15 protein-coding genes are annotated in these 12,762 nt (G+C 40.6%); 10 read left to right on the forward strand and 5 right to left on the reverse strand.

Features of this window, described 5'->3' with window-relative positions; translation table 11 throughout:
• Positions 1-265: 265 nt before the first annotated feature.
• The 3 genes from znuB to AC1M83_RS11180 are packed head-to-tail and all read right to left on the reverse strand — an operon-like array spanning position 266 to position 2,328.
• Complete coding sequence (gene znuB / locus AC1M83_RS11170; protein ID WP_481590698.1) at positions 266-1,066, reverse strand: zinc ABC transporter permease subunit ZnuB; 801 nt, start codon at positions 1,064-1,066, stop codon at positions 266-268.
• Positions 1,067-1,069: 3 nt separating this feature from the next.
• Entirely contained in the window at positions 1,070-1,858 is a 789-nt protein-coding gene (znuC, locus tag AC1M83_RS11175; protein WP_481590699.1) for a zinc ABC transporter ATP-binding protein ZnuC, read from the reverse strand.
• Entirely contained in the window at positions 1,837-2,328 is a 492-nt protein-coding gene (locus tag AC1M83_RS11180; protein ID WP_035268172.1) for a transcriptional repressor, read from the reverse strand. Before AC1M83_RS11180 ends, znuC begins: the two co-directional genes overlap by 22 nt.
• A 138-nt stretch (positions 2,329-2,466) precedes the next feature.
• On the opposite strand from AC1M83_RS11180, the gene AC1M83_RS11185 reads away from it, so the two are divergent.
• From AC1M83_RS11185 to AC1M83_RS11230, 10 genes are all read left to right on the forward strand, one after another.
• Positions 2,467-3,309, forward strand: coding sequence for a metal ABC transporter solute-binding protein, Zn/Mn family (locus tag AC1M83_RS11185; RefSeq protein ID WP_092767888.1), 843 nt, complete (start codon positions 2,467-2,469; stop codon positions 3,307-3,309).
• A gap of 169 nt (positions 3,310-3,478) precedes the next feature.
• Positions 3,479-3,871 (forward strand): ATP synthase subunit I, encoded by a 393-nt coding sequence (locus AC1M83_RS11190; RefSeq protein ID WP_035268179.1) that lies wholly within the window; start codon positions 3,479-3,481, stop codon positions 3,869-3,871.
• Positions 3,872-3,982: 111 nt separating this feature from the next.
• A complete protein-coding gene (gene atpB / locus AC1M83_RS11195) occupies positions 3,983-4,858 on the forward strand; it encodes a F0F1 ATP synthase subunit A (RefSeq protein WP_035268181.1) in 876 nt (291 codons plus the stop codon).
• 80 nt (positions 4,859-4,938) lie between these two features.
• On the forward strand, positions 4,939-5,193 hold the full coding sequence (gene atpE / locus AC1M83_RS11200) for a F0F1 ATP synthase subunit C (RefSeq protein ID WP_035268188.1): 255 nt from the start codon (positions 4,939-4,941) through the stop codon (positions 5,191-5,193).
• Between the two features lie 38 nt (positions 5,194-5,231).
• On the forward strand, positions 5,232-5,702 hold the full coding sequence (locus AC1M83_RS11205; RefSeq protein WP_035268191.1) for a F0F1 ATP synthase subunit B: 471 nt from the start codon (positions 5,232-5,234) through the stop codon (positions 5,700-5,702).
• A gap of 11 nt (positions 5,703-5,713) precedes the next feature.
• Positions 5,714-6,250, forward strand: coding sequence for a F0F1 ATP synthase subunit delta (locus AC1M83_RS11210; RefSeq protein WP_035268194.1), 537 nt, complete (start codon positions 5,714-5,716; stop codon positions 6,248-6,250).
• A 47-nt stretch (positions 6,251-6,297) separates the two neighbouring features.
• Positions 6,298-7,842 carry a F0F1 ATP synthase subunit alpha gene (gene atpA, locus AC1M83_RS11215; RefSeq protein WP_035268197.1) on the forward strand — a complete coding sequence of 515 codons (1,545 nt, stop codon included), beginning with the start codon at positions 6,298-6,300 and terminating at the stop codon, positions 7,840-7,842.
• 89 nt (positions 7,843-7,931) lie between these two features.
• Positions 7,932-8,801 (forward strand): F0F1 ATP synthase subunit gamma, encoded by an 870-nt coding sequence (gene atpG / locus AC1M83_RS11220; protein WP_035268202.1) that lies wholly within the window; start codon positions 7,932-7,934, stop codon positions 8,799-8,801.
• A 26-nt stretch (positions 8,802-8,827) separates the two neighbouring features.
• Positions 8,828-10,222 (forward strand): F0F1 ATP synthase subunit beta, encoded by a 1,395-nt coding sequence (gene atpD, locus AC1M83_RS11225; RefSeq protein ID WP_035268203.1) that lies wholly within the window; start codon positions 8,828-8,830, stop codon positions 10,220-10,222.
• Between the two features lie 26 nt (positions 10,223-10,248).
• A complete protein-coding gene (locus AC1M83_RS11230; RefSeq protein WP_035268205.1) occupies positions 10,249-10,668 on the forward strand; it encodes a F0F1 ATP synthase subunit epsilon in 420 nt (139 codons plus the stop codon).
• A gap of 49 nt (positions 10,669-10,717) precedes the next feature.
• Here AC1M83_RS11230 and AC1M83_RS11235 read toward each other — a convergent pair whose 3' ends face one another.
• Both AC1M83_RS11235 and AC1M83_RS11240 read right to left on the reverse strand, forming a co-directional pair.
• On the reverse strand, positions 10,718-11,596 hold the full coding sequence (locus AC1M83_RS11235; RefSeq protein ID WP_481590700.1) for a HaeIII family restriction endonuclease: 879 nt from the start codon (positions 11,594-11,596) through the stop codon (positions 10,718-10,720).
• Positions 11,597-11,650: 54 nt separating this feature from the next.
• Positions 11,651-12,664, reverse strand: a complete 1,014-nt coding sequence (locus tag AC1M83_RS11240) for a DNA cytosine methyltransferase (RefSeq protein WP_481589353.1) — start codon at positions 12,662-12,664, stop codon at positions 11,651-11,653.
• Between the last annotated feature and the right edge of the window lie 98 nt (positions 12,665-12,762).

A 12,762-nucleotide genomic window follows, 5' to 3' on the forward strand; every position in this document is an offset into this window, starting at 1 on the left:
TTTTCAAACAAATGGTTTATTTGATATGGATCAATGTAGTCTTATTTATGACGGCTGCAATCGGTTTACTATTCGAATGGTTACCTTTCTATATTGTTGAATATTGGTTTATGCCTGAGACCTTTTTTGGCTTTTGGCATGTGATATGGATAAGAGGCCTCATTAATTTATTGGTTATGGTGGTTTTTTTATTCTCTTGTTATATCTTTCTCTGTCTTCATAAATATTTTATAAAGCAGCAAGATTAATGAATAGCCTAAATAATTCAGGCTATCTTTTTAAATTTTTGAATGATAAAAATTACAGCAAATACGATTGCCATGGTTAATACAATGCTTAAACCTGTCGCAATATTTAAACCTGCACTCGACCATAAGCCCACAGTCACACCAACTTGAGCCACAATAAAAGACCATAGCACCATGTGTTTAGGTGAATGTGCTAAAAGTCTTGCGGTTAATGCAGGTATAACCAATAAAGCACCCATGAGTAATGAACCTACTGCACGTAACGCTAGTACTGTAAATAAGGCAAGAAGCAGCATAAAAATAAGGCGCTGCCATTTCGCATTCACACCTTCACTTACCGCAATATCAGGATCAATCGCAATTTGAATTTGAGATTGCCAACTTTTATAGAGCACAGAGAGTGCAATGACAATCACCAGTGCAAATGTCGGTAAGTCGGACCAAGATATTGTTAAAAGATCGCCAAATAAATAACTCAGCAACTCTGGTCTTAGCGCAGGGAGGTGTTGGATGACCAATAGTCCTGAGCAAAGCAGCGTTGCTGAACATAACGCAAGTAATGCATCGTAGGGCAGGCGAGGATCATGCAATACCCAAAGGACTGCGACCAAGAGTAACGCGGTAAACGTAACCCCCATCCATAAGGGGAGGGTGAGTAAGCCAGCAATCGCCACACCCAAGAGAGTTCCATGCGCCATTGTGTCTGCAAAGAATGACATACGGCGCCATAACATAAGACAACCGAGCGGTGCAGTTAGAAACACTAATAATGTTCCCATAATCCATGCGGGTAATAGAAGTTGTAACCATTCCATCATGATCTAAGCTTCCGGTTCTGGATGAATATGGGGACGAGAATCGTGTTGACATGGCGTTGCTGTATCACCATGTGCACAATGATCGTGATGATGTTGGTAGAACACTCGATTAGTGCCGAAAATAGCCTGATACTCAGGGTCTTGTTGAATATTTTCAGGCAAACCGCTACAACATATATGTTTATTGAGGCATACCACACGCTGTGTACCTTGCATCACCCACTGCAAATCATGAGAGACGATTAAGATCGAGCAACCGTAGCGCTCAGGTAGACTTCGAACATAATCATAAAGTTCAGCTTCAGATTGAATATCTAAACCTTGCATCGGTTCATCGAGTACCAATAAGTTGGGTTGACGCAGCAGAGCGCGTGCTAAAAGTACACGCTGGCGTTCCCCACCAGACAGCTGTTGGACTTTCGAATCTTGTAATTTTATGATCCCAGTATCTCGAATAACTTCTTGTTTAATCGCAAGATCACACTTTTCTAAATCAAGTAAATCTTTCACTCGAAGTGGCAAGCTGTGGGATGGATTGAACTTTTGAGGGACGTAAGCAAGCTTTAAGGCTTTATGATGTTTAATTTGACCAGAATTGGCCTTCACAATTCCGAGAATCACTTTGATAAGCGTAGATTTACCCGCCCCATTGGGACCAATGAGGGTAATAATTTCTTTGTCATGAATCTGAAAGTCAACATTCTTTAAAATGTCTCTTTCATCAATTCGCACATTAATTTGCTGCAGTTCAATTAATGGCAATGCAGAACTTACTGAGAGCACTGCTGACATAATCCTGAAATCTCAATAATGCTATGTTGAGCCTGAAAATGATCAGAGGAAGCCAATTGATCAAGTTGTTGAATCAAACCAAGAGCTGAAGCCTCTTTCACTGTATTGCATTTAGAGCAAATGAGAAAAGCGGCTTGATGTCCAGCACGAGGATGGCAACATGGAATATAGGCATTAATTGAAGTTAAACGATGAATAAAACCTTTTTCGAGCAAAAAATCGAGGGTGCGGTAAACAGTTGGAGGTGCTGCTGGACGTTCAGCATTACCTTTTAATTTCGCCAACAAGTCATAAGCGCCCATAGGCCCTGAGGCCGTTAAAATTAACTCTAAAACTTCTTTGCGAAGCGGAGTCAATTTAGCGCCTGAAGCAGCGCAGCTTGCTTCAGCTTCTAATAAACGAGCTTCAACATTCGGGTGATCATGCACACCGTGTAAAGTATCATGATGTTCGTGTGAACATGCGCTCATGGACTGACCTCAAGACTTCGAAAAGGGAAGGGGATATCTCATAAATAGTATCATGAGACCTTGCAACTTACGAACAGCATAGGCATTTTTAACTGTTTGTTATATTATAACGTCAAAATTCGAGTGGTAATTAATTTCATGTTGCGTCTGCTAGCACTATGCTTTACAGCATTATTCACAACCTTGGCTTGGGCACAAGCACCCTTGGTGGTTTCGACACACCCAGTGTATTTGATTGCAAAAGAAATCACTCAAGGTATTGAAGAACCAAAATTGTTGCTAGAAAATCAAACAGGGCATGATGTTCATCTGACCCCTGCGCACCGTAAATTAATTCAAGATGCAGGATTGGTTATTTGGCTTGGTAAAGCGCATGAAGCGCCATTAGAGAGTATTTTGGCGAAAAACTCTAAAGCAGTTGCCTTATTGAATACAGGAATATTGCAAACATTGCCGCTTAGAAATAGTCGAGGGGACGTAGTAAAAGGAACTGTCGATACTCATGTATGGTTAGAACCAAATAATGCAGTTCGTATTGGCTTTTTTATAGCGGCATTACGCTCACAACAACAACCTGAGTTTAAAGACAAGTATTGGAGTAATGCTAAACTTTTTGCACATGAGATGCTGAAAACCTCACAAAGTGTAAAACTCAATCATGGTGTTCAGCCGTATTGGTCATTACATGATGCATACCAATACTTGGAGCGTGCGCTGTTGCTAAAATTCGCTGGTGCGATGACAGAAGATCCACATATGGCACCTACAATTGCTCAAATCAAATATTTAAAAGACAATCGCCCACAGCAAAAGATGTGTCTTTTGGCTGAAACTGTAGCTAATAAGAATCAATATAAGTCTCTAGGTCATGTGAATTTTCTCGCAGTTGATGAGAGTTTTGCTAAACACCAAAATTTTATAACAGCATGGCAGACTCTAGCGATACAAGTACGTGCATGTGTAGAAAAAGCACAAAAGTGATGTAAAAACAGCCGATAATTGTATAAGTGCTCAGCAATAAACGATCTAAAAATACCAGACTTAGGTCGGGAAAAGATTGCATGTTCAGGGGTGTAACTCTATAATGCCTGCGATTAAAAATAATCATCAGCTAAACTTGTCAAGCATTATTGCTGTGAGTGGATAATAAATGAGCCGAACTAGTCGCTTGATTGACCGACGATTAGCGAAAGCTTTAGTCATCTTGCAAGCATGTATGATACCTGTTTCAGCCTTGATAGCGTGGGTCTTGAAAGACTCGACTGCGGCTTTGAGTGCAGCATTAGGTGCATTCGTATGTTGGCTAGCCAGTTGTTATTTTTCATGGCAGTCGTTCAGAGCTGCAGGTGCAAGAGCTTCGAAACAGGTTCTATCGAATATGTATCGGGGGTTGCTCGGTAAGTTTGGAATTGTGATTGTTGGCTTCATTTTGATTTTAATCAATGTGAAACCGTTGTCAGCGGTCGCATTGTTTTGTGGTTTCATACTCGTTCAGACCATGTCGTGGGTCGCACCTTTTTGGGCGTCGCGTCTATCAAAATGAGTTGAATTGCAACGAAAAATTGAAAAGTTTTTTAGATGTTTAACGAGATATCAAGCAGCACGCGATATTCGTTAACTCTAATTTGTATTTGACATTAACCAGGTGTGATTTATGGCTGCTGAAGAACATACCCTTACCTCGTCTGAGTATATTCAGCATCACTTAACGAACATGACCTATGGTAAAGCACCAGATGGTACGTGGAAGTTAGCTGAGACTGCTGAAGAAGCGAAAGAGATGGGGTTCACTGCTATTCACTTGGATTCTATGGGTTGGTCAATCGGCCTTGGCGTCATTTTCTGTTTGTTGTTCTGGTTAGTAGCGAAAGCTGCAAACTCTGGTGTTCCGACCAAGTTCCAGGCTGCAATTGAAATGATCGTTGAGTTTGTTGACTCAAGTGTTCGTGATACCTTTCATGGTAAATCACGTTTAATCGCGCCTCTAGCTCTTACCATCTTCGTGTGGATTTTCCTCATGAACTTGATGGACCTTATCCCTGTTGACTGGATTCCTTATACAGCTCAACACATAATTGGTGGGCTATTCGGTATCGACCCGCATCATGTTTACTTCAAGATCGTTCCATCTACTGACCCTAACGTAACCCTTGGTATGGCGTTATCAGTATTTGCGTTAACTATTTTCTATAGTATCCGTGAAAAAGGTCTTGTCGGTTTCGGTGCAGAATTTGCGCTTAACCCATTCAATCCAAGTAACCCATTTTTAAAAGCATTATTAATTCCAGTAAATATTCTTCTTGAATTAGTAACTTTTATCGCGCGTCCAATTTCATTGGCTCTCCGTTTGTTCGGTAACATGTATGCGGGTGAATTGATCTTCATTTTGATCGCATTATTACCGTTCTGGATTCAATGGGCGTTGTCTGTGCCTTGGGCAATCTTCCATATTCTTGTTATCACGTTACAAGCATTCATCTTCATGATGTTAACGATCGTGTATATGAGTATGGCTAGCGAGAAGCATTAATTAATATTTGCTCGACTACACTATGTAGTTGGGCTAAAGTTTTTTTGTTTGATTTAAACTCAACCTCTGAGGATTTTTTCATGGATTTAGTAGTTGGCTTATCTGCTGTTGCAGCTGCTCTTTTAATCGCGTTCGGTGCTTTAGGTACTGCGATCGGTTTTGGTCTTTTAGGTGGTCGCTTCCTTGAAGCTGTTGCTCGTCAACCAGAATTGGCTCCACAACTTCAAACTCGTATGTTCTTAATCGCGGGTCTTCTTGATGCTGTGCCTATGATCGGTGTTGGTATTGGTTTGTTCATTATCTTTGCAAATCCGTTCATCGGCCTAGTAGGTTAATTAGCTAAATTCCGAAATCAACTATTTGAGGAATAGCAATGAATATTAACTATACTCTGTTTGGTCAAGCGATTGCGTTTGCGATCTTTGTCGCATTCTGTATGAAATTCGTTTGGCCTCCACTAATCAATGCGATTAGTGAGCGTCAGCGTAAAATTGCTGATGGCTTAAATGCAGCTGAAAAGGCGAAAGCTGATCTTGCAGATGCGCAAGCTCAAGTTAAAGCTGAATTAGATGCAGCGAAAGCACAAGCGGCTCAATTGATCGAACAAGCGAACCGTCGTGCGGCTCAATTGGTTGAAGAAGCTCGTACTCAAGCATCTGCTGAAGGTGAGCGTATTCGTCAACAAGCGAAAGAAGCTGTTGACACAGAGATCAATGCTGCTCGTGAAGAATTACGTCAACAAGTTGCAGCTCTTGCTGTTGCTGGTGCAGAGAAAATTCTGAACCAACAAGTTGATGAAGCAGCTCACAATGCCATGCTTACTCAGCTGGCTGCTAAACTTTAAGCGAGGCGATTATGGCTGAACTCTTGACGTTAGCACGCCCGTACGCTAAAGCAGCATTTGCTTTCGCTTCTGAGCAAGGTGCAACTGACAATTGGTCAAATGTGTTACAAGTGCTTAGTGCTGCGGTGCAAGATGAAGCATTTTCCGCTTACTTGAGTCGCCCTGAGCTTACTCCTGTGGAGCAAGTAAGTTTATTTGCTAAGGTTTTAGGTGCAGATCAAACTGCTGAAGTGTCTAACTTTTTGACACTTTTGGCTGAAAATGATCGTTTAACTTTGTTACCTGAGATTGAAGCAGAGTACGAACTTCTTAAATCACAAAATAACAATGTGGTAGATGTTGTGATTGAATCTGCATTACCACTTTCTGCTGAACAAGAGCAATTACTTGCATCTGCGTTAGAGAAACGTTTCAACGCAGCTGTAAATGTTTCAGTAGAAGTTAACCCAGCGTTAATCGCGGGTGTTGTTATTCGTGCAGGCGACCAAGTGATAGATGATTCTGCGCTTAATAAGCTTGAAAAAATGCGGACTCGTCTTCTTGCATAATTGCGTAAAAAGAAGACTGAACTTAATAAAGATTGAGGTATAGCGCAATGCAACAACTGAATCCATCCGAGATCAGTGCGCTCATTAAACAGCGTATCGGCGATCTGGACACCAGCGCGACCGCTAAGAACGAAGGAACCATTGTTATGGTTTCCGACGGTATTGTGCGTATTCACGGCCTTGCTGATGCAATGTACGGTGAAATGATCGAATTCGACGGCGGCTTATACGGTATGGCACTGAACCTAGAACAGGATTCAGTGGGCGTCGTTGTTTTAGGTAACTACTTAAGCCTTCAAGAAGGTCAAAAAGCTCGTTGCACAGGTCGTGTATTAGAAGTTCCGGTTGGTCCAGAACTTTTAGGCCGTGTAGTAGATGCTTTGGGTAACCCAATTGATGGTAAAGGCCCAATTGATGCAAAATTATCTGATGCAGTTGAAAAAGTTGCACCAGGCGTAATTTGGCGTCAATCGGTAGATGAGCCTGTACAAACTGGTTATAAATCAGTTGATACAATGATTCCAGTTGGTCGTGGCCAACGTGAATTAATCATCGGTGACCGTCAAACTGGTAAAACAGCAATGGCGATCGATGCGATCATCGCACAGAAGAATTCTGGCATTAAATGTATCTACGTTGCAGTTGGTCAAAAACAATCAACTATCGCAAACGTTGTACGTAAGTTAGAAGAAACTGGCGCTATGGCGTATACGACTGTTGTAGCAGCAGCGGCAGCAGATCCAGCAGCAATGCTTTTCCTTGCTCCGTACTCTGGCTGTACAATGGGCGAATACTTCCGTGACCGCGGTGAAGATGCGTTAATCATTTATGATGACTTATCTAAACAAGCAGTTGCGTATCGTCAAATTTCATTGCTTTTACGCCGTCCACCAGGTCGTGAAGCTTACCCAGGTGACGTATTCTATCTTCATAGTCGTCTACTTGAACGTGCTTCTCGTGTATCTGCTGACTATGTTGAGAAATTCACTAACGGTGAAGTTAAAGGCCAAACTGGTTCATTAACTGCATTACCGATTATTGAAACTCAAGCGGGTGACGTATCTGCATTCGTACCAACGAACGTAATTTCGATTACTGATGGTCAGATCTTCTTAGAAACATCATTATTCAACGCAGGTATTCGTCCTGCTGTGAACGCGGGTATCTCTGTATCTCGTGTTGGTGGTTCTGCTCAAACTAAGATCATCAAAAAATTGTCTGGTGGTATTCGTACTGCTTTAGCACAATATCGTGAATTGGCTGCGTTTGCTCAGTTCGCTTCTGACCTTGATGAAGCAACTCGTAAGCAACTTGAGCATGGTCAACGTGTAACTGAATTAATGAAGCAAAAACAGTATGCTCCATATTCAATTGCTGACCAAGCTGTTTCTGTATATGCATCTAACGAAGGCTACATGGCTGACGTAGAAGTGAAGAAAATTGTAGACTTTGATGCTGCATTAATTTCTTACTTCCGTTCTGAACATGCTGCGTTAATGCAACAGATCGATGAAACTGGTGATTGGAACAAAGACATCGAAGCAGCATTCAAAGCTGGTATTGAAAGCTTTAAAGCGACTCAAACTTACTAATTTTCAAACTGTTGAAATTTAGTGTCGGTTTGGTTCACGGAATCAACCTTCGAGGGCTCGAAAGGGCCTTCGAATACTAGGTTAAGCGTATGGCAAATTTAAAAGAAATTCGCGCCAAAGTAGCTAGTATCAAAAGCACGCAGAAAATTACTCGCGCGATGCAGATGGTAGCAGCTTCTAAGATGCGTCGTGCGCAAGAGCGCATGGCTCAGGGCCGTCCGTATGCCGAAAATATGCACCGTGTAATTGCTCATTTAGTACAAGCGAACCCTGAATATAAACATCGTTATATGGTTGAACGCCCAGTTAAGCGCGTTGGCTATATCATCGTGTCATCAGATCGCGGTCTTGCTGGTGGTTTGAACATTAACTTGTTCAAGAAAGTGGTAAAACACGTTCAACAGCAACAAGAGCAGTCAATTGAAGTTCAATTTGCTTTGATTGGTCAAAAAGCGGTTTCGTTTTTTAAAAACTACGGCGGTAAAGTACTTGGTGCAACCACTCAAGTGGGTGACACTCCAAGTCTTGAACAGTTGTCTGGTTCTGTACAAGTCATGTTGGATGCATACGATAAAGGCGAATTAGATCGCATTTATTTGGTGTCTAACGGCTTTGTGAATGCCATGACTCAAAATCAAAAAATCGAACAACTTGTTCCTTTAGCAGCTGCTGAAGATGACAAGACTCTTAACCGCCAATACGGTTGGGATTATATCTATGAACCAGAAGCTGAAGAGCTTTTAAATGGTTTATTGGTTCGTTATATCGAGTCTGTGGTATACCAAGGTGTGATCGAAAACATCGCGTGTGAGCAATCTGCTCGTATGGTTGCAATGAAAGCTGCAACGGATAACGCGGGTGAATTGATCAAGAACCTACAACTTATTTATAACAAGCTGCGTCAAGCCGCGATTACTCAGGAAATTTCTGAGATCGTTGGTGGTGCCGCTGCCGTTTAACATTATTTTGAATTGAGGAGACAGCAATGAGTAGCGGTCGTATCATTCAGATCATCGGCGCGGTTATCGACGTCGAGTTTGAACGCAACAGTGTTCCTAAGATCTATGACGCTCTTCAGGTTGATGGCACTGAAACTACATTAGAAGTTCAGCAACAACTTGGTGACGGCGTTGTACGTACAATTGCGATGGGATCTACAGAAGGTCTTAAGCGTGGTTTGAACGTAACTAACACTAACGCTCCGATCTCTGTACCAGTTGGTCCAGCGACGCTTGGTCGTATCATGGACGTTCTTGGTCGCCCGATCGATGAAGCTGGTCCTGTTGCAACTGAAGAGCGTTTGCCGATTCACCGTCAAGCGCCTTCTTATGCAGAACAAGCTGCTTCTACTGACCTTTTAGAAACTGGTATTAAAGTCATTGACTTACTTTGCCCGTTCGCGAAAGGTGGTAAAGTTGGTCTGTTCGGTGGTGCCGGTGTTGGTAAAACTGTAAACATGATGGAGTTGATCAACAACATCGCTAAAGCGCACTCAGGTTTATCTGTATTCGCTGGTGTTGGTGAGCGTACTCGTGAAGGTAACGACTTCTATCACGAGATGAAAGACTCTAACGTTCTTGACAAAGTAGCGATGGTTTACGGTCAGATGAACGAGCCACCAGGTAACCGTTTACGCGTAGCGTTAACTGGTCTTACTATGGCTGAGTACTTCCGTGATCAAAAAGACGAAAACGGTAAAGGCCGTGACGTATTATTGTTCGTAGACAACATCTACCGTTATACACTAGCAGGTACTGAAGTATCAGCACTTCTAGGTCGTATGCCATCTGCAGTAGGTTACCAACCGACACTTGCAGAAGAGATGGGTGTTCTTCAAGAACGTATTACTTCTACTAAGTCTGGTTCGATTACATCTATCCAAGCTGTATACGTACCTGCCGATGACTTAACGGATCCATCTCCAGCGACTACGTTCGCTCACTTGGATGCGACAGTTGTATTGAGCCGTGACATCGCTTCACAAGGTATTTACCCTGCGATCGATCCACTTGACTCTACTTCACGTCAATTAGATCCATTAGTTGTTGGTACTGAGCATTACGAAATCGCTCGTTCAGTTCAAAACGTTCTTCAACGTTATAAAGAATTGAAAGACATTATCGCAATTCTTGGTATGGACGAATTGTCAGAAGAAGACAAACTTACTGTATACCGTGCACGTAAGATCCAACGTTTCTTCTCTCAACCGTTCCACGTAGCAGAAGTGTTTACTGGTGCTCCTGGTAAACTTGTACCGCTTAAAGAAACTATTCGTGGCTTTAAAGGTCTTCTAGCTGGTGAATACGATCACATCCCAGAACAAGCGTTCTATATGGTTGGTGGTATTGACGAAGTTATTGCTAAAGCCGAGAAACTTTAATTAGCTACCTAATTTAGGAGGTTCTCATGGCGACTATGCAATGTGACGTTGTAAGTGTTAAAGAGTCTTTGTACTCAGGCACTGTAACTATGCTAATTGCTAAAGGTGCTGGTGGTGAGTTAGGTATTATGCCTGGTCATGCCCCACTAGTAACTTTACTTCAACCGGGCGCGATTCGCGTTCAGTTGGAGAATGGTACAGAAGAATTAATCTATGTATCTGGTGGTGTTCTTGAAGTTCAACCGCATGTTGTTACGGTTCTTGCAGATACTGCAGTCCGTGCAGAAAACTTAGATGAAGCTGCAATCGTTGAAGCACGTAAAAATGCTGAAACTTTGTTAGCAAATCAAAAGAGCGATTTGGACGCTGCTGCTGCTTTGGCTGCGCTTGCAGAAACAGCTGCACAGTTGGAAACCATCCGCAAAATCAAAAACCGCGCTCAATAAGAGACGGTTCGAGATTGAAAAACCACCCGAAAGGGTGGTTTTTTTATGTTTAAAAATTATAAGTTCTTGGGTTGTAGTCAGGGTTAATAAATATGTTCACATCATACTTTAAACTTAATCTTGCTCTTCCATTGGAATTAAATTTTGAGCTTGCAGTATGGATTCTCATAAGAAAAGAAAAGCCATTATTAAAATCTACTCGAGCATAACCAGTTAATTGATCTAAACTTGCTACCATTGAAGATGGTAGATTTTGAGAAGAAAAATTCTGTAATGTAAAAGTATGATTAGGGTTCAATTTGAACTTTTCAAAATCACGATTACCTAATAAGAATAGAAAATAATTTTGAGTAGCTTGTGAGTTGTGTCCATGAGTGTTAATTTGTTGAATTGTTAAATTATAGACATCACTATATAAATTATTAATGATCTGTTCATTTCTTGATTTTACGACATTAAATAAGTATTCATTTGGAAATGTTTGGGAATAAAAATTTTGTTCTATTCTGTGTAGATTTAAAATGTATTCAGAATGAAGAGGTGAATCTTTCCCAAAACCGAGTTGTTTTGAAATAAATGCACCTAATCGTGGATGTTTTGATGCATCATGATTGTTTTTAACCGAAATATTCTTTATGTATTTATCTTTGTAGGTAATCCTAATATCAGTTACATCTCCTTTTATTGCAGCAGAATCTTCAAGTCTTTCAATAAATAAAATCTCATTAGGATTTAATAATTTTGTATAGGCTAAACAACCATCTTTAAAAAATAGTTGTTCATTTGGAGGTAACTTATCAAAATGCTTTAAATCTCTTGCTTGTGCATGCTGTGTAATTTTTGAAAGTTGTAAATTAGGATTTAAACTCACTAATGTGTGTACAAGACATGCTTCTAACGCTCGTCCATTATTGTTGGATTTAGACATAAAAAAAGACCCTCAACTTGAGAGTCTTTTTTATCATAGAATACTAATAAATAACTAAATTAGATCCAATTGCTGACCTATTTTAGGTACATTTTTTAATGCGTCTTTAATGCTTTTTGCAAGAATATGGGCAAAATCGACATTTACGGCATTACCGATCATTTTATAACCATGGTTTACATCGGTATATTTGAAAACAAAGTCATCAGGGAAGCTTTGAATTCTTGCACACTCACGTACACTTAAACGGCGATATTCTGAGTCAGGTGCAAACATAAATTCATCCGTACCAATTTTAATCATCTTTGGCGCACTAGGATGAATAGGTGCGTGTCGACCACCAGCTTGAATTGTAAAAGAAGGCTCATCCCAACTACGGACACGATTTCGTGACATAAACATAGATGAGAAACCACCAGTCATGTATTCATGGTTTGGAATTACGACATCAGGATTAGGTTTAGATTTATTAATTGCAGGAACAGCTGTATTTTCTAAATCTTTAATGATGTCTTCTAATGTTTTCTTTTCATCAGTTGGTTCAGGGAATTCATATTCAACATTTAGATCACTTCTGAAACCAATGAAAATGACGCGTTTACGATCTTGAGCAATTCCAAAATCAGTTGCATTTAATAGTTTAAAGTGCAAGTCATACCCAGCTTCTAAAAATGTGTTTTTAATTCTTTCTAAGGGCTCGCTATGACGAGAAGCTAACATGCCGCTTACATTCTCTGCTAAGAAAAACAGAGGTTTTTTAGCTTCAAGAATACGAATAAAATCAAAGAATAGTTGTCCACGTTTATCATCAATGCCGCGTTTTTTTCCTGCTTCACTCCAGCTTTGGCAAGGTGGACCACCAATAATTCCATCGCATTCAGGAACTTCATCATCTTGTATTTCAGTGATGCTACGAGTATCTAGATAAGTTTTTGGATGGTTTAATACATATGTTGCCCAAATATCTTTATCAAACTCATTGGCAAAGATAATATCAAATCCAGCTCTTTCAAAGCCTAAGTCAAGCCCGCCAGCACCAGAGAAGAAAGAAACAACTTTATAGGACATATTAAAAAACACATAAAAACATAAGAAGCTATTTTGCCATTTTTATAACAATTTGGCCAGTACAAAATTACCTTTTTAAACAGTAACTTATTAAAATA

The organism is Acinetobacter sp. 25-47-130 (assembly GCF_056779705.1).